The sequence below is a fragment of the Alcanivorax borkumensis SK2 genome (genome assembly GCF_000009365.1).
Classification (GTDB): Bacteria; Pseudomonadota; Gammaproteobacteria; order Pseudomonadales; family Alcanivoracaceae; genus Alcanivorax; species Alcanivorax borkumensis.
In genome coordinates this window covers 238,775-255,579 of record NC_008260.1, presented here as the reverse complement: position 1 = coordinate 255,579, position 16,805 = coordinate 238,775, and the positions used below count along the sequence as shown (strand labels likewise).

The 16,805-nt window shown below is 52.2% G+C and carries 15 protein-coding genes and 1 pseudogene; 5 read left to right on the top strand and 11 right to left on the bottom strand.

Going from position 1 to position 16,805, the window contains the following annotated elements; all coding sequences use genetic code 11:
• Nucleotides 1-90: 90 nt before the first annotated feature.
• The 4 genes from ABO_RS01200 to ABO_RS01185 are packed head-to-tail and all read left to right on the top strand — an operon-like array spanning nucleotide 91 to nucleotide 4,454.
• Complete coding sequence (locus ABO_RS01200; RefSeq protein WP_231868091.1) at nucleotides 91-876, top strand: DUF3348 domain-containing protein; 786 nt, start codon at nucleotides 91-93, stop codon at nucleotides 874-876.
• Nucleotides 873-3,119 carry a DUF802 domain-containing protein gene (locus ABO_RS01195; protein ID WP_011587531.1) on the top strand — a complete coding sequence of 749 codons (2,247 nt, stop codon included), beginning with the start codon at nucleotides 873-875 and terminating at the stop codon, nucleotides 3,117-3,119. Before ABO_RS01200 ends, ABO_RS01195 begins: the two co-directional genes overlap by 4 nt.
• A complete protein-coding gene (locus ABO_RS01190) occupies nucleotides 3,119-3,757 on the top strand; it encodes an OmpA family protein (protein WP_041704674.1) in 639 nt (212 codons plus the stop codon). Before ABO_RS01195 ends, ABO_RS01190 begins: the two co-directional genes overlap by 1 nt.
• Complete coding sequence (locus ABO_RS01185) at nucleotides 3,747-4,454, top strand: DUF2894 domain-containing protein (protein ID WP_041704670.1); 708 nt, start codon at nucleotides 3,747-3,749, stop codon at nucleotides 4,452-4,454. The genes ABO_RS01190 and ABO_RS01185 overlap by 11 nt, the downstream gene beginning before the upstream one ends.
• Nucleotides 4,455-4,587: 133 nt before the next feature.
• On the opposite strand, the gene ABO_RS01180 is transcribed toward ABO_RS01185, so the two are convergent.
• The gene (locus ABO_RS01180) at nucleotides 4,588-6,672 is read right to left on the bottom strand and encodes a BCCT family transporter (protein ID WP_011587528.1); all 2,085 of its coding nucleotides are present in this window, start codon (nucleotides 6,670-6,672) and stop codon (nucleotides 4,588-4,590) included.
• Between the two features lie 169 nt (nucleotides 6,673-6,841).
• Here ABO_RS01180 and ABO_RS01175 point away from each other — a divergent pair, with 169 nt between their 5' ends.
• On the top strand, nucleotides 6,842-7,216 hold the full coding sequence (locus ABO_RS01175) for a hypothetical protein (RefSeq protein WP_041704666.1): 375 nt from the start codon (nucleotides 6,842-6,844) through the stop codon (nucleotides 7,214-7,216).
• Between the two features lie 50 nt (nucleotides 7,217-7,266).
• On the opposite strand, the gene ABO_RS01170 is transcribed toward ABO_RS01175, so the two are convergent.
• The 10 genes and pseudogenes from ABO_RS01170 to ABO_RS01115 form a co-directional block, all read right to left on the bottom strand.
• On the bottom strand, nucleotides 7,267-7,920 hold the full coding sequence (locus ABO_RS01170; protein ID WP_011587526.1) for a glutathione S-transferase: 654 nt from the start codon (nucleotides 7,918-7,920) through the stop codon (nucleotides 7,267-7,269).
• Between the two features lie 236 nt (nucleotides 7,921-8,156).
• On the bottom strand, nucleotides 8,157-8,543 hold the full coding sequence (locus ABO_RS01165; protein WP_011587525.1) for a VOC family protein: 387 nt from the start codon (nucleotides 8,541-8,543) through the stop codon (nucleotides 8,157-8,159).
• Nucleotides 8,544-8,716: 173 nt separating this feature from the next.
• On the bottom strand, nucleotides 8,717-9,211 hold the full coding sequence (locus ABO_RS01160; RefSeq protein WP_035459006.1) for a hypothetical protein: 495 nt from the start codon (nucleotides 9,209-9,211) through the stop codon (nucleotides 8,717-8,719).
• Between the two features lie 602 nt (nucleotides 9,212-9,813).
• A pseudogene (locus ABO_RS14175) lies at nucleotides 9,814-10,968 on the bottom strand (IS3 family transposase).
• A 65-nt stretch (nucleotides 10,969-11,033) separates the two neighbouring features.
• A complete protein-coding gene (locus ABO_RS01140) occupies nucleotides 11,034-12,704 on the bottom strand; it encodes a TadE/TadG family type IV pilus assembly protein (protein ID WP_011587522.1) in 1,671 nt (556 codons plus the stop codon).
• Nucleotides 12,705-12,796: 92 nt separating this feature from the next.
• Nucleotides 12,797-13,081, bottom strand: coding sequence for a hypothetical protein (locus ABO_RS01135; protein WP_011587521.1), 285 nt, complete (start codon nucleotides 13,079-13,081; stop codon nucleotides 12,797-12,799).
• Nucleotides 13,078-13,761, bottom strand: a complete 684-nt coding sequence (locus tag ABO_RS01130; RefSeq protein ID WP_011587520.1) for a tetratricopeptide repeat protein — start codon at nucleotides 13,759-13,761, stop codon at nucleotides 13,078-13,080. Before ABO_RS01130 ends, ABO_RS01135 begins: the two co-directional genes overlap by 4 nt.
• A 21-nt stretch (nucleotides 13,762-13,782) precedes the next feature.
• Entirely contained in the window at nucleotides 13,783-14,631 is an 849-nt protein-coding gene (locus ABO_RS01125; protein ID WP_101235049.1) for a type II secretion system F family protein, read from the bottom strand.
• Between the two features lie 4 nt (nucleotides 14,632-14,635).
• Complete coding sequence (locus tag ABO_RS01120; protein WP_041704658.1) at nucleotides 14,636-15,559, bottom strand: type II secretion system F family protein; 924 nt, start codon at nucleotides 15,557-15,559, stop codon at nucleotides 14,636-14,638.
• A gap of 2 nt (nucleotides 15,560-15,561) precedes the next feature.
• Nucleotides 15,562-16,734, bottom strand: coding sequence for a CpaF family protein (locus tag ABO_RS01115; protein WP_011587517.1), 1,173 nt, complete (start codon nucleotides 16,732-16,734; stop codon nucleotides 15,562-15,564).
• Nucleotides 16,735-16,805 lie beyond the last annotated feature (71 nt).

Below are 16,805 nucleotides of genomic sequence, written 5' to 3'. Positions count from 1 at the left end.
CCTATCCGCACGACACTGGGCGGCACTCACAGCCTATGGCTGCGGTCGCCGGGTAGGCCCGTTTCGTTCACCGCCGCCATGGACAACAGTATGTACAGGACGCAAACACCCGCGCATACCGGCCCCGCCGGCAGCCGGCTGGTAGAGCTGCTTGCTAGCCTGGACCCAAAAGCAGCCTCGTCCTCCCATGCGTGTTTCGCTGAGCGGCTAGGCCGGCTGTTTGACCTGTCCGACACGATTGCCCTGGATACCGCCACCCAGCACCGTCCAAAAGGACCGTTTACAGCTCAGCCCGATATTTCAGAGACTCTGCAGGCTGATCTACTGAAAACCCGCAACACCCTGCTGGAGAACCTGAGCCACAGTTTCGCCGGCAAACAGGCCGCCTCGGTGATCAGCCTGCCACCGTTGAACAAAGACATACCGGCGGGCAAGCGGCCCACCTTTGGCCCCTATGAGCGTTTCCACCAAGCTCACCAGCGGCAGATGATTGCCGCACTAACCAACCTGCGCTTGCGCGCCCGGCGCCACCTCTGTGCCCATAGTGCAGAGCTGGCCCGACTGGCGGAGCTGGATGCGGTGTTCGAACACGGCCTCTCTACATATGTGCGCCGCTGTTTCAGTGCCATGCCCGCGTTTCTGGAAAAGCGCTACCGCGTCCTGTGGCAACAAGGTCAACACACACCCCCACAAGAGTGGATGGCCGCCAACGGCTGGCTATCCCAGTTTTGCCAAGAAATTCAAATGCTGTTACTCGCTGAGCTGGACGCCCGCCAGGAGCCCATTCTGGGGTTACTGGACGCGGCGGCAGGTGCCACCACCGACGCCGACACCCGGCTCACCGACATTGATGATAAGGAAAGCACCACCCCATGAGACGTTTTCTATTTGCTCTCCCGTTTGTCCTCGGCGCCGTGGCCGTTATCTGGATCGGCACCACCTTCCTGGGTAACCCGGTGGCCTTCACCGTTACCCTGCTGATCGCCGCCGTCTACGGGCTCGGGTTTGTCGAATTACTGCGCTACCGCCGCGATACCGCCAAGTTAAACCTGCGACTACAACAATTACCCCACCCTAACGATGGCCGCGAAACGCTGACTCGCTGGCTCAGCGAACTACCCAACACCCTGCGCCACGCCGTGCAACGCCGTGTTGACGGCCATCCGGCCACCCTGCCCGGGCCGGTACTGACCCCATACCTCACCGGTTTACTGGTAATGCTCGGCTTGCTGGGCACCTTCGTGGGCATGATCGTCACCCTCAAAGGCGCCGCCACCGCCTTGGATGGCAGCAGTGAGCTGAGCGCCATTCGCAGCGCGTTGTCCGCACCTATTGCCGGCCTAAGTCTGGCCTTTGGTACCTCCATCGCCGGGGTTGCTGCCTCCGCCATGCTTGGCCTCACCGCGACCCTGTGTCGCCGCGACCGCATGGACGCCTCCCGTCAGCTAGACGATGCAGTGGACGGCCAGCTGTATCGCTTTTCTCTAAACCACCAACGCGAAACGGCCTACGCGGCCCTGCAAAGCCAGTCCCAGGTGTTCCCGGAACTGGTCACCGCCCTGCACACCCTCACCGGGCGCATGGAACAAATGGGCGAACAGCTCACCGGCAACCAGCAGGCCTTCCACAATGGACTCCAAGAGCAATACCAAGGGTTGGCGCGTTCCGTTGCTGATTCTTTACGTGACACCCTAACCGACAGCAGCCGCCTGGCCGCCGAGAGCGCTCAATCAATCATGGCGCAATCCCTCGCCAGCCTCAGCGAGCAGGCTCAAGGCACCCACGAAAAGCTCAACGCAATCACCGAACAACAGCTCGGCGCCCTTACCGAACGTTTCCGTGACACCACCGAGCAAGCCGCCGAACACTGGCGCGCCGGGCTGGCCGAGCATCAGCAAACCAGTGCCCGGCTGGTGAGTGACATCAGCACCTCGCTGGCGGCTCACCACGATCAGTTCCAACACAACAGCAATTCCCTACTGCAACAGGTCCGTGACACCCAACAACAATTGGGCAATGCCAGTGAGCAACAACTCGCCACCATCACCGGAGAATTCCAGACTGCCTCCCGTCAGGCACTGCAAGACTGGAACGCCGGGCTGGAGGCTCACCGGGCCAGCGGCGCAGAACTTCTCCAACAAGTACGCGACACTCAACAGGCCGTGGCCGAACACAGTGAAAAGCAGTTTTCTGCCATCGCCGGCCAGTTCCAGGCCAGCACCGAACAGGCCGCTCAACAGTGGCAAACCGGCCTCAGCGAGCAGCAACGCACCGTGGCCACCTTGGTTAACGATATTCGTAACGCTCTGCACGAGCACAACAGCGAATTCCGTGACAGCGCTGCCGGCCTGCTCAGCGGCCAGCAAACGGGCATGGACAGCCTGATCAACCAGCTGGGTGAGCAACTCAGTGTGTTGCGCGATCAAGAAGCCGCTCGCGGTGACGCCGCCAGCGAGCGCCTAGCCAAGCTTGAGGCCACCGTCAGCGAGCATCTAGGTCGCCTGGGCACTGCTCTAGAAGAACCAATGATGCGCTTGATCGAAACCGCCTCGGAAACACCGAAAGCGGTCGCGGAAGTGATTTCCCGCCTGCGCGAAGAAATGACCCACAGCAGCGAGCGGGACAACGAACTGTTGGAAGAACGTCGCCGCATCATGGCCGAGCTGGATACCTTGCTCAGTGCCCAGCAGGATGCCGCCGGCGCCCAGCGTGACGCTATCGACACCTTGATTCGCACCTCCAGCGAGACGCTGAGTCAGGTGAGCGACACCTTCTCGCAACAGGTCAGCGACCAGGCCAGCCAACTTAATCAGGTCGCCGGCGACGTCGCCGGTAGCGCCGCCGAAGTAGCCAGCCTCAGCGACGCCTTTGCCACGGCCGTGCAAGTGTTCAGCCGCGCCAACGACACCCTACTGGACAATCTTCAGCAGGTGGAAAGCTCACTGGAGAAATCCTCTGCCCGGGCCGACGAGCAACTGGGCTACTACGTGGAGCAAGCCCGCGAGGTGATTGAGCTCAGCATGGCCTCACAGAAAGAAGTCATTGATGCCCTGGCCAACCTACGCCATGGCGATGCCCCTGCGCACAATGGCCAGCGCTCGGTTTCCGGGGTTAATTGATGGACGAATTACACGACAGCGATGCCCAGGCCTCGCCGGTCTGGGCCATCTTCTCGGATCTCATGGCCGCCCTGGTGGGCATTCTGGTGTTGCTGCTGGTGTGGGTGATCGGCATCCAGCTGGAGCTGAGCCAATCCCTAGAGCAGGAAAAAGCCAAACGCCTCGCCGAAGAACAACGGCGCATGGCATTGGAAGAAGCGCTGGCCGACCCGTTGGCCAGCGGCCGGGTGACGTTCAACAATGGCCGTATCGGCATCAGCGGCAGCGTGCTGTTCCAGCTCAACTCCGACCGGCTGCAACCGGAAGGCAAAGCCCTGCTCAGTGATCTGGTAAAACCGCTACAGGTGTTCCTCAGCCAACACGACGATATGCTCATGGTTAGCGGCTTCACCGACGCCCTACCCATCAACCGGGGCAACGGCCGCTATGCGGATAACTGGGGGTTGTCAGCCCAGCGAGCACTCACCGTCACCCGTACCTTGATTGAGCAGGGCATGCCCGCCGATCAGGTGTTTGCCGCCGCCTTTGGCGATAACCAACCGGTGGCCCCCAATGACGATGCGGACAGCCGTGCCCGTAACCGCCGGGTGGAGCTGACCACCGTGCCCCGACAAAGTGAGAAATCCGATGCGCCCTGACGCGGACTCTCCCTCGCCCTCCCCCTCAGCAACTCTGGAGGCTCTGACAGAGCGCCTGGAGGCCCTGCAAGAGCAAGGAGGAGAACACTTTGACCCGGTACGGTTCAGTTTTCTGGCCAGCCTTACCCAACGGCTGGCCACATTGCCGGCCCCTCCCGCTGGCACACTGAGCAAGCTGGACAACCAACTCAGCGAATACCAAAGCGCGTTCAGCCAAGCCAAAGCAACGCTGGACGCTGCTGGCGAAGCCGGCGACGACCCCGCTCAGTTCCGCCCCCGCTTGCGCCGAGCGTCGCAACCCGCTGGGCCCTCACCGTTTGCTCCGCTGCATCGGGCTTACAGCCTGATGACCACAGATGACAGCCCGGAGGAAAACAACACTCTGGCGGGTCTATTAAAACAACAGGAAAAACAGGTACTGGCGGATAATGGCGCCAGTGCTCCACCGCTACCACCCAAACAACGGGAGCTGAACGCCCTGCGTCAACTGCGCAGCCAGCGTCAGGCCCAGCAGGCTCGCCAACGCATCGACGATGCCATTACCCAAACGCCCAGCGACGCAGGCCCACTTAACTCTCACCGGATGGTCACCCGCGCCATTGAAACGCTGCGCGAGCTGTCGCCCGCGTATCTAGAGCACTTTGTGAACTATCTGGATACCCTAATGAGCTTGGAGAAAATCGCACCGAAACGCTGATGCCTCCGGCTCTCCTGTTCAAGGCGACCCCCAGGAAATGGGTTACGGCTAAATCTAAGTTCCACCGCCAAAACGAAAGACGCCCCAAAATGTGGGGCGCCCAAGCGGTAGTTCTACTCCCGTTAGCGAGCCATTACGCTGGCTTCACACTCCCCCCGTCTTCCCCTTTTTTGCCTTCGCTGTCGCCGCCAGACTGATCGCGCAGCAGGTCATCATGCTCCGCCATTTCCCAGGGCAGCTTACCCGGCGCCACATTCAAGAAGTGCAAATAGTTTTCGAACTGGTCGAGCATATCGCGAATGATATCCACCTCATCGTAGCCGAATACATCATAAGAACGGCCACCTCGACGCAAGAACACCTCAGCGCGGCAATACTCATGGGCATCGTTTACCCTGGCCTCACGGCTGCTGTAGGCATATTCCGGCACCGGTGTGGTGATCAAACGGATGTCATAGATAAAACCCACGTGCTCATCGCGATTGACCACCAACTCGGCGCGGATAAATTGCTCATCGAAATCCACCGACGCATCCCAGCCAACCTTACGCAGCTCATCAACGACCTTTGTCATACTGCCCATGGCAGTATCACGGATGAAGGTTTCCACCTCTTGCCGAGTAGGGTAACGAATCATCGCCGTGAGGCGATGGCGCCATTGGCTGCCAGTCATGTGGCGGCTATGAGCCATATGCGCCTGCAAGCTGGTTTCCCGGTGCCCTTCAATCACCAGCGCCCGCCACATGCCCACTGCCGCCAGCAGGATAATGATCGCAAACGGCAAGGCGCTCACCATAGTCATGGTTTGCAGTGCGCTTAAGCCTCCTGCCAATAACAACACCGATGCGATGACTCCTTCCAGAACAGCCCAGAAAATCCGCTGCCAAGCCGGGGTTTCCAGCACCCCACCAGACGCGAGGGAATCCACCACCAGGGAGCCGGAATCCGACGAGGTCACAAAGAAGGTAACAATCAACAATACCGCCAGGAACGACACCACGCTAGACAAGGGAAGGTGATCAAACAGCTGGAACAAAGCCACCGCCTTGTCTGCCTGCACCTGGGTTACCAGCTCGGTATAACCCTGCTCCATAATCAGGTTAAGCGCGGTATCACCAAACACTGAAAACCACAGAAAGGTAAAAATACTCGGCACCAGCATCACCCCAACCACAAATTGGCGGATGGTACGACCTCGGCTGATCTTGGCAATAAACAGCCCCACAAACGGGGCCCAAGCAATAGTCCAACTGAAGATAAACAGGGTCCAGTTACCGATCCAGTCACTGTGGGTGTAAGCCTGTAGATTAAAGGTGCGCTCCACAATATTGCTCAGGTAGCTACCCGTATTCTGCACAAAGCTTTCCAAAATATGCACCGTGGGGCCGACCACAAACACAAACAGCATCAGCAGCACCGCCAGCATCATGTTCAGAATCGACAGGCGCTTCACCCCCTTGTCCATCCCCGCCACCACCGACACCGTGGCCATCGCGGTGACAATGGCGATAGCACTGATCTGCACCATATTGCCCACCGGCACGTCCCACAGATAATTCAGGCCTGCGTTTATCTGCGCGGCAGATAAACCCAGCGTAGTCGCGATGCCAAACATGGTGCCCAAAATAGCGAACACATCGATAGCATGGCCAATAGGCCCATAGATTTTTTCGCCTATAAGAGGATAGAACGCCGAACGCATGGATAAGGGCAACCCATGACGAAACGCAAAGTAGGCCATCACTAGGCCAACCAAGCCGTAAATGGCCCAGATATGGAAGCCCCAGTGGAAAAATGCAATCTGCATGGCCTGCTTAGCAGCTTCCACCGTCTGCGGGTCGGCTACAGGCGGCTCAGAATAATGTAATACTGGTTCAGCGACCCCAAAGAACAATAGAGCGATGCCGTACCCCGCCGAGAACAGCATGGCGAACCATTCTGGAAACGAATATTCCGCCTCGCAATGATCCGGCCCCAGCTTAATATTGCCCCACGATGTCATGCTGATACCGACAATAAAAAGAAAGAATAGCGCCACCACCAGCATATAAAACCAGCCGAACGTTTCAGTGATCCATGCCTGGGCAGAAGAAAACACCTCCCCAGCCAGCTCCGGATCACTGATGGTGCCGATAATCAGCAATAAGGAAACGATCACCGCCGGCAAAAACACTGGCACCAAAATCGTCGAGTTGCGCATCATTCCTTTGTTTACCATATTTCAGCCCTGTTGCTTGTGTGGAGAGGCATGGTGACTTCTACCCTATAGACATCTTTACCCTGCTTCCAGCAGATGTGGTTACACGCGCTTACTATATGTACGCACCATTTTGCGGTAGGCTTTCGATTTTCCGAATCCACTACCACGCCCTATGACACTTGCAACCATGCGCCAACCACTTCTGATCCTATTCACCTTTTTCGCACTAATCTCAACGGCTCAGGCCTATGAGCAGGACTGCAAACTCGACATTCTTCACAGCGCCATCGGCGCCAACCATAGTTTCAATCTCAAGGTGACCTGCAGCGGCTACTACAACACACTGACCTATCTGCTACGGGCAAAACAAAACAAAAACGGTGTCTCACGCCTCGACAGCGAAACAGGACAGCTCTACATTCGTGGCAACGACCAAACCAGCGGAGGCATTACGATAGAGATGCAGGAAGGAGATAAAGTCAGCATTGAAGCTAAAATTCTTCAAGCGTGCGAAGTATTAGGTGAGGCCACACTGGAATATACGCACAAAGAATCACGCTGACTCCCTGTGCCCCTAGCAGACTAATGCGAATGTTCTTGCCGTTGGAAAACCTAACCGTAAGAAGGAAAAAGCACCAATTCATCCCCCTCGCACCATGGCTTATATTTGACCATGGCTTGCAAGAAAAATGGATGCTGCAACCAGCGCTTCAGCCACACCTGCAGGTTAGGGTAAGGCAGGCTGTAAAAAGCATCGCGATCTACATGCGCGAATTGGCGGACAAACGGCATAATACCGACATCCGCAAGGGTCACATTATCCCCCAGCAAGAATGGGTGTTTAATCAACAACCCTTCCAAGACCTGCAAAAAGGCTTCACCGCATTGTCGATACTCTGTCTGGGTCTTCTCTGGGTAACGATCCGCGTATTTATAGCGATCAAGCCAATATTTGAATTCGCTATCATTTTGCTCAATGAGAGCATCAATCTGACCCGCGCCCTTTGTATACAGCAACCCTTGCGGATCATTTTTCTCAAGCGCCCATATCATTATATCTCGGCTCTCTTCAATTACAGTCCCGTCGAAAAGCTGCAAGACTGGCACCGTTCCTTTAGGGCTAATTGTTAACATCTGGGCTGGCTTATTCTTTAGTTCCACCTCACGCAACTCCACCCGCATCTCAGCAAACAAGAGTCCTAGACGAGCGCGCATGGCGTAAGGGCAGCGGCGGAAAGAATACAAGCAGTGAAATGAGGAGGTCATGGAGTTTATTTATTGTTGAATGAAGTAAGTTAAGTAGAAGAAATACATAGAACCACAATCGTATTAACGCCCTAGCTGAAACAAACCCACGAAGCCCCGGTTTCGACACGGTAGTCTATCAATCGGAAGTGAGAAAACGATTCAGCCTTATCGCTTTCGATATCGCCGGAACCAGAGCCGCCTGTTATGAGTAAAAACTGCACGTTCCCGATTAGGCTGAGCACGCAAAGGGGTTTTCAAAGGCCCCTAGCGAACGATTTTCCGATGTCTTCGCCAAACATAATTCTGTGCCCATCTGGAGTAACTACGCCAAACTCACGCAACCCCCAAGGTTTATTAGAAATAGTCTGAAAAATATCAACACCGCGCTTCCGATAATCACCATAAATATCATCAATGCCCACGCAATTCACATACGCAAAGTAAGAATGTTCATTGGTCGCTTCAGCAGAAATCTCATCCGGGCAATGCCCCAACATAATATGAAAACTGCCAAGGCTCAGGAACGACCAGCCGTCTACTCGAAAGCGAACAGAAAAACCAAGCTTATCTAAAAAACATCGTTCACTTTCATCAACATTATTGACCGCCAAAACATGCTGAGTTGCTTTAACTTCAAACACCTACGACTCCTTTCATCGGCATGTGAATTTATCAGTAACAATGAGGCCGGCGCGCAAAGAGCACCCGCAGGCCACTGATTGTGAGCGGGCCTCCCTCAAAATCGGTATGGCACTCTCTTTGTCGAATTAGAGAGGCACATAAATGATAACGTCGGATGACCACTTCCCATTTGTTAGCCATTGCTCAGGGAACTCTTACGAGAATGCGCTTTCTCAAAATAGCCAGCCCATGCCTCACCTATTTGCCACTCTGAATGCTCAACATCTTTTCTCATCGTTGAAATGAACCAAAGATCAACCGTACTGAAGAGTATACGTAGCAACAAAAACACCCAAGCGATAATGCCAGCATGCATGCTAGACGCAATGAGAAACCCAAACCCGCCAATAACCAGAGAAGTTATGAGTTCGCAATACTGCTGGATGATCTTATTACGACAAATTGAAAGTGTATGCTGAATAAGAGCGGATACATCAGACCTTTCGTTAGCAGTAGTGGATTCATCGACAACTCTGACCAGAAAATCACGGAATTTATCAGCTCTTTTATCCCTTTCCGACCGATAAATACGGTACTTACGAAATAGTTGTATAACTCCACCGATCCCCATGGCTATTAGCGCAATAACTGACGCTATGGAGCCGACAACGCTCAGTTCCACATTCACTTAAACTATCTCCAATTTTGGCTAACTCCGTAATAACCGGTGCAGCCTTGCTGCGCCAGGCGCCGTAGGCGCGAAGATGATTGATTTGCTCGGCATTTTCAATCATCTTTATCGGCATGATAACTGCTTGAGCAGTAATAACAGCGAGCTTCAACGCCACCATCATCGAGCGGCCAATAATCCACCAGCTCTTCCTGCGCTCTATGAACTCCACAGATATCACAGGTACCCGGCAATTCGTTGCTTTCCTCGTTTTAACAGAATGTGTAACGATATCCCGTGCTAGAATCATCGGTGACGACTAACGTAAAGCAACCACAGTCCGACCAATCTAGGCGCACTGGGTCTGCATCAGAATCAGAGGAGCAATCGATTAAATTTGCTTCCTCGACTTCATCGGCCTCTTTAATAGCAGTACGAATAGAAAATTCATACTCCTCTGATAGAAATTTAAAGGTCTATTTCGTTTGTATTGGAATATTGCCTTCGATATCTAATTCAGCACGATCGTCTAAAAACTCCATTATGGAGCGAAAGAGTCGACCGGTAGAGCTTATAACTTGCGGAAGATCCATTGTGACTTTGTGCTGCTAATGCAGTGGTCAACTAATACCGGACAGTGATTTAGATTTTCCCTCGGCCAGCACAGGCGCGATCCCACCATTGTAACGCTGAGGCTTACGGGGACTGTAGCAACCCATCAGGCAATCTCCGATATCTTTCTTTGCCTCATAAAATTACTGATAACCCATCGTCGGCCGCCACTCTGACTTCAGGCTACGGAACAGCCTTTCCATAGGAACATTATCCCAGTAGTTACCCTGCCAGCTCATGCTTTGCCACATTCGATTGCGCCATAGACGTTGCCGGAACAGACGGCTGGCGTACTGGATACTGGCCGCCCTAATCCGAGTGGAACATGACTTTATCAGGTTGTCCTCGCTGCTCCCAAGCATGATCCAGAGCCTTCACAAGCATGTCTGCATCGGGTGGCTGGAGATGGCCCAGCCCACAACCCGCCTGGCTTAGAAATCCAGGACGACGGCCAGGTAACTCCGACCCTCCCCGTCCAGATGTGGGCGATGTCTCCGCACCACAACTGGTTCGGCTTCTGCACCGCAAATTCTCGATCCTGATAATTTGGTATATCCAGTCGCGCAGCTGTCGCCTGCTTTTAAGCATTGGCAGAACTGCTACAAACTACCCCGAGTGCACGATAAGACTGCGGTCAACTTCTCCCCCCTGCTCATTGAGGAGTCCTTGTACCGTATGGCTTCGCGCCGAACTGCGGCTCTGGTTGAACAAGCGGTTCACTTTGACTTGTAGGTCCACGCGCTCTGCATCAATGAGACAGATCCGCTTAAGGTGATCAGAAGCAACAGGAACGATGCACATTAAATGTTGAACGGACCAATTCCACAGGGCCTTGCTCACCCAGCTGGCCCTATCAGGCAGTACGATTCCAGCCGTCCGACATCAAGAGCGCACTAGCCTTTTTTAGGAGACACTTCTCGCGTTCCAGACGCTCACACCGAGCGTCAAGCTCTTGCATCCGGCGCTGCTCCCGGTAACAGCACGGCTTTTTTAGGGGTAACGCCCTGACGCTCAGCCTCAAGCGGTTTGACCCCGCGCCGCAACACGCTCTTGACTACACCAAGCGATGTACTGGTTTGGGAAACAGTATAGCCTTGATCCAGCACCAAGCTGGCCACTTCTTGCTTGAATTCAGGAGTAAAGGAGCGTCGCTTTCTAGTCATCTGACACCTCCCAAGGTGGTAACTTTACCACCTTCGGAGGTGTCCAGATTTAGTAGACCACTACACTACTGGCCCGAAGCACATAATGCCTGGCTGCATTCAATCAGTGACATCGCACCTTGCCTTGCATCATCAACACTCACTGTCAGCGTACCAAGCTGAACACCCAACGATGATAAAAGCGGCGTTAATATGCTGACAGACAGACTACTCAGAATGGGGGAGACAACACTATTAATCAAACCTTCAACAAGGCCCTGCAAACCTAACAATTCTAATAACCCCAAACCTAAAAGCCTTACCTCAAGGTTCTCGAGGGTTAACCGAATACGCCCAACATTAGTAACCGACTGCCCACTATTATAACCATGAGCCACGGTTCGCGGCTCATCGCTCTCAAGAAGAGTAACCTCGAAATGAAGCTGTCCATCATCTGACGAAAACAGGCTGGCATCTACTTGAGCATTTACTGCTATCAACCCTCCCGCAATCGTAGTATCGATCTCACCATCAAGGCCCACCCCACTCACTGAGGCATTTGTGGTAAACGTTACCTGCTGGCTATTTCCTGAAGCACATTGTGCAGCAATCAAATCTACCTCACCTTGCCCTGTTGATATTGCCAAGGGCACAGTAAGCGAGCCTAGCGATAATCCAAGCAAAGAACCCAAATCTAGATTCACCGTCAATGTTAGCTCAATATCGGCACCATACGCCTTGGAAAGCCAGTCACCTTCAACTGGATCCCATCGGGCAGCACCGATAAGTACCGTTGGTGCCTGATTGACTACCAACTCAAGAGTCACCTCTTCGCCTGGAAGGCCTGGTATATCGAGAGTGATTGAGGGGAGCGAGAAGGCAAGCTCAGCCACTTTAAGTACAAGCGACGTCACCGTGTCATAAAGTGGGAATTCGCTATCTTCCGGAACGGTTGTACCTTTAACAATCCCCAACACATCACTTAATGGAATACCGTCCAACCCACCTGCTTGGATTGCTGCATCAAGTATATCAATGGTTGGCTCTGTTACCGCTCCTACAACCTGTAAAGCTTGCGCTAAATCTTCTGCACTCAACACCGGTGAAACCAAATCAGCCACGTCATCAACGCCCAATGCCTGAAGCAGCTCACCAATCGATGCCGTAGTCCCTGCCAGGCTGGTTAAATCTGTAGGATCAATTGGACCAATACCCAGCACGCCCCCCAAAACCGCACCTAAAACAGTATTATCCTGCGCCAATACAGCAGTCTGATTGACTGTGCTGATTGTCGCTATCACTTCTTTGCGTGCAACGCTATGTGCTGAAAGATCACCCTCCAGAAAAATAGCCAAGAGCCCACGCACAGGAGAAGAAAGAGAAACCGCCACACCATTACTTTCCCTGGCATCAAAAACAACGGGGCTAACCTGATAGCGTCCATCAACTCCATCTACTGTTACAACCTGAGCACTGGTAACAACAAAGTCCCTACCAGGATAGTCCCTAGCTAAAATCGTTTCTGCATTATTGGAAAGATCTGTCGCATCCGAAGCTAGCTCCGAACCAAAACAAGTTTGACCACTAGCTGCAAGTTCAGACGCAACGGCATTAGCTGCGGCTTGCAACCGACGCTTTTCGTTATAAAGGTTACTGCCATCAACAACCAACGCGACCATTAAAAATATAAAAGTCAGGCTCACAAACCAAACCAATGCGGATCCATGCTGTTTTTTATTACGCATATAATTATGCATGGCACACCTCATACTATGACAACGCATACCGCCATCGGTTATACAGGTTATGGCTTAATCTATGAAAGACAAACAGACCAGCCAATTACTTTCTAATCACCTTCACTAAGAGAGTCCGCTCTTTCTTGCAAACTATCCGGGATAGCTGTTTTAAACGTTTCACCAATCCTTATCTGACTATCTACATATAATTGCGCTGACAACTCACTTTCAGGTGTAACTGGCGCTAATCTTTGCTGCTTCAACAGCCTCTCTGTTGTTGTCTCATGCTGAGAAAGCAATCCCGGCGAAGATAAACCGTAATCGTATTGCTCAGCGTCAGCATAAGAAAAGGCGCTCATAAATACCGTAACGAAAAATAAAAGTGTTTTGTTCATAACTCCACTCCGAAACCACTCGCTAAACGTTCCGCACGCTCTAACTCACTTCGCTTAAACCCGTACTGCTCTTTAAGCATCGCTATACCGCGCTCATTTCCACCAAGAATGTAAGCGATAGCTAAGTTTTGGCGCGCCACGCCTTGCCCGTTCTGCAACTCCAAAGCCGTGCGCAGATGATACTGAGCTTTCTCATAATCACCGGATACCAATAGCGCATAGCCATAATCATTGCGTACTTTTCCAGAAGCGGGCAGCGCATTCACCGAATAACGGAACAGATCCATTGCTTCAGATAAGTCCCCCTGCTTCATGGCGACAATACCCAGCCCGTGATATGCCTCACCACTCTTGCACTCATCTCGCAATACAGTAAAGACCGTTTTCGCACGAGAAAGATCACCGGTTTCCGCCAACAACCGACCGTAACGACTCCAATATTCCTGGTTTTCCTGTGGCGCTTTTTGTAGCTGAGCCAAAGCAGCGTAAGGGCGACTTTTACTCATCAGAGAGTCAACCATTTCCAAGTCGACCATTCCTTCCGGATCACTTGCCTTATCGCAATGGACATTCGGACTAAAACTTTCAAAATCTGATATCACGAGCTGCTGGTCTTGGCTTGCACATCCGCCCAAAATTAAGGCTAGCACCATTGCCATACCCGGGTTCATCCTTTTCATTAAATGCTCCTGCTTGACCACTTAGCGGGTTATCGCTTGTACAATGTTCACGCCTGCCGGACCACCAACAATGATAAATAACGCCGGCATCATGAAAATCATCATTGCCACTGTCATTTTAGCGCCAACACGATTCACCTCTTCTTTAATACGGCTCTTCTCAACATCTTGAGCCTCGAGTATCAACTGCTCAATACTTTCACTAATAGCTCCACCCAATGCTCCCCCTTGTTTTAATAGCCGGGTAAGGCTATGCAGAACAGGAATCTGCTTTCCCTCTCCAATCTCATCAAGAGCAACTCCACGCTCCGCCCCACTCTCCATCAACCTATTAAAACGGTCTAACCGGTGGACCAAGCCGGGAATCATGGGCCGAGACTGAACAGCCGCTACACGAAAGGCTCGCTCAATCGACAAACCCGCCTCCAGCAACATCGACAATAGCTGAGCAAACTCAATCGCCTCCTGGTTCTGGCGATGGCACGCTACTTTAGCGACAGATCGAAAATAACGACGACTACCAATAAATCCGACAACACCTAGAAAAAGCGCTATAAACGGCCCCTTTAAAAGAATTCCCAAAAGGGCAAGCGCGATGGGCAAGACCCAACAAAAAGCAAGGTATAGAGTCGGTATCTTTTCCGGCTCCTTACCTGTTAGCTTCAACGCCTCGTAAACTTCGTTATAATCCTCACGCATCAACGCCGACGAAATCAGCCGTGAAGACAGGCCCAGGGCCACCAGATCTTGGCTTTCAGTTTCATCCCCTCCATGATTGTGGAGTCGCCCCATCACCTTCCTGCGGCGTTCCCAGCGCCCAGCCTTAAACACTAACCAAAGGGCCAGCAGAGCGCACAGCAGTGCTAACATGAAATTAACCACGGCCAACTCCCTGCACCATACGAAATACAATAATCGTACCGACCACAATCAGCCCAATCGACGTCATTAGCATTTTTTGCCCAGACTCAGTATCAAGCAACACATCGCGGAAACTTTCATTTAGGCCGATCAACGAAGCGCCGATCACTAGAGGCAACACAGCAAACGCCATTGCGGTAAAACGAGTTTCTGCGGTGGCCGCGAGAAACTCTCTACGCATTTCCTGTTGCGACCTTAGTGAGCGAGACACTTTTTTTAGAACAGGACGCACCGCACTACCGTAGTGACTTGACGTTCTCAACGCCACAGCCACAAAAGTTAAAGGAGGGATTCTGTATAATTTTGAGAAATCATCGATAAGTCCAGTATAGTCACGCCCGGACTCAACAGCACTTCGCAAACGGAAAAGCAACGGAAAGAAAACTTTGGGCGCATCGTTTAACGCGTTAACTAACGCCTGCTCCAAAGAGCGCCCCGCATCAATGCCACGAATAACATCATCAATAACTTCAGGGGTAGATTCAAAGATCAAACGTCGTCTTTTTTGATACCGATAATTCCAATAAAAAACGGCAAACAATATTGCACTCACCAACAAGAGGATCACAAACATTAGCCCGACAAACGCTTGAATTATTGCTAGCAGTGCTAAAAATAATAACAACCCAACAGCTATTGACGAGTTGCTCAATCGCAAACCCGCTTTTAACTGCAGGCGGTCAAAGCTTCCAGATCCCAAGCGGGAATCGATTGCAGCACTACTGACATCCAAAGACTGGCTATAAATTCGTGCCTGCACCGCTCTTTTTTCTTTCTGTCGGTTTCGGATGACAATCCATACCCACTGAATAAACAACAAAAAAACAGCGAATATTGCCAAGATCTTTGCTGCCGATAGCAGATGCTCGCCATCCATAATCAAGACTCCTTACTACTTGGAGAGCGATATAAACACTCCATCTGATAGGGATCTTCTTCAGTTGGCTGAAGAGAGACAATTTCACTAATCTCCCTGCGTCCATCAGGCAACCTTTTTAACTGGATAATCATGTCTAAAGCGGAACCAATAAGTCGCGCAATAGCCTTCTCACTTGCATCATAGCCGCTTACCGCCAATAGAGTTTCTACCCGCACCAAGGCTTCCCTGGAACCATTTGCGTGAATGGTACTCATCGACCCTTCATGGCCAGTGTTCATGGCTTGTAGCAGTTCAATAATTTCCCCAGACCGCACCTCACCAAGAACAATTCGATCAGGACGCATGCGCAGCGCATTCACTACCAGCTCACGCGCAGTCACTTTACCTTTTCCTTCGGTATTGGCCGGGCGAGTCTCCAAGCGCACCACATGCGGGTGCCCAAGCATAAGTTCTGCAGAGTCCTCAATCGTCAATATCCGCTCATTTTGAGGAATATAATGGCTAATCAAATTCAAAATTGTGGTTTTACCTGTCCCCGTCCCCCCACTCACTAAAATATTTCTTCTGTTCTGCACTGCAGTAATTAGAGTATTTAGACACTCTTGCGTCATGGACCCGCTGCGGATGAGCTCCTCAGCTGTAAGATGGTGTTTGTTGAATTTCCGAATGGAAATGGAAGACCCATCAAGAGCCAAAGGGGGAATGATGGCATTAACTCGCGAGCCATCGGGTAGCCGCGCATCAACCATGGGACTAGCTTCATCAAGCCGCCGTCCCAATGGGGCCAAAATACGACGAATCACACGCACTACATGATCGTCATCAACAAAGCGTACCTGCGCTCTTTGCAATACACCCGCAACCTCAATAAAAACATTTTTCGGGCCATTCACCAGAATATCATTGATTCGATTATCACGGAGCAGAGGCTCTAAAGGACCAAAGCCTGTGACTTCATCAATCATGTCTCGGATCAGCTGCGCCACATCTTGATTTGACAAAGGTATACGACGCTCAACGATATGTTGCTGAACGGCACGATTGATCGCCTCTTCCACCCGCTTTTTATTATTTCGGGCGACCTCAATGCCATCCTCGTCCAACCTCTCTACCACACGTTGGTGCACGCTGGCTTTTAGTTGTTGGTATTCCTCGTCAATTCTTCCTGCCACGATTGCCTTCCTGGTTTATTGCTTTTATTCCCTGCAGCCTTGCCGCTGAAAAAAGGCTCACCGCAACAAAC

What these genes read in the sequence shown, in the direction of transcription:
- ABO_RS01200 (WP_231868091.1), top strand. Translation starts at nt 91, where the DNA reads ATGTACAGGACGCAAACACCCGCGCATACCGGCCCCGCCGGCAGCCGG.
- ABO_RS01195 (WP_011587531.1), top strand. Translation starts at nt 873, where the DNA reads ATGAGACGTTTTCTATTTGCTCTCCCGTTTGTCCTCGGCGCCGTGGCC.
- ABO_RS01190 (WP_041704674.1), top strand. Translation starts at nt 3,119, where the DNA reads ATGGACGAATTACACGACAGCGATGCCCAGGCCTCGCCGGTCTGGGCC.
- ABO_RS01185 (WP_041704670.1), top strand. Translation starts at nt 3,747, where the DNA reads ATGCGCCCTGACGCGGACTCTCCCTCGCCCTCCCCCTCAGCAACTCTG.
- ABO_RS01180 (WP_011587528.1), bottom strand. Translation starts at nt 6,672, where the DNA reads ATGGTAAACAAAGGAATGATGCGCAACTCGACGATTTTGGTGCCAGTG.
- ABO_RS01175 (WP_041704666.1), top strand. Translation starts at nt 6,842, where the DNA reads ATGCGCCAACCACTTCTGATCCTATTCACCTTTTTCGCACTAATCTCA.
- ABO_RS01170 (WP_011587526.1), bottom strand. Translation starts at nt 7,920, where the DNA reads ATGACCTCCTCATTTCACTGCTTGTATTCTTTCCGCCGCTGCCCTTAC.
- ABO_RS01140 (WP_011587522.1), bottom strand. Translation starts at nt 12,704, where the DNA reads ATGCATAATTATATGCGTAATAAAAAACAGCATGGATCCGCATTGGTT.
- ABO_RS01135 (WP_011587521.1), bottom strand. Translation starts at nt 13,081, where the DNA reads ATGAACAAAACACTTTTATTTTTCGTTACGGTATTTATGAGCGCCTTT.
- ABO_RS01130 (WP_011587520.1), bottom strand. Translation starts at nt 13,761, where the DNA reads ATGAAAAGGATGAACCCGGGTATGGCAATGGTGCTAGCCTTAATTTTG.
- ABO_RS01125 (WP_101235049.1), bottom strand. Translation starts at nt 14,631, where the DNA reads ATGTTAGCACTGCTGTGCGCTCTGCTGGCCCTTTGGTTAGTGTTTAAG.
- ABO_RS01120 (WP_041704658.1), bottom strand. Translation starts at nt 15,559, where the DNA reads ATGGATGGCGAGCATCTGCTATCGGCAGCAAAGATCTTGGCAATATTC.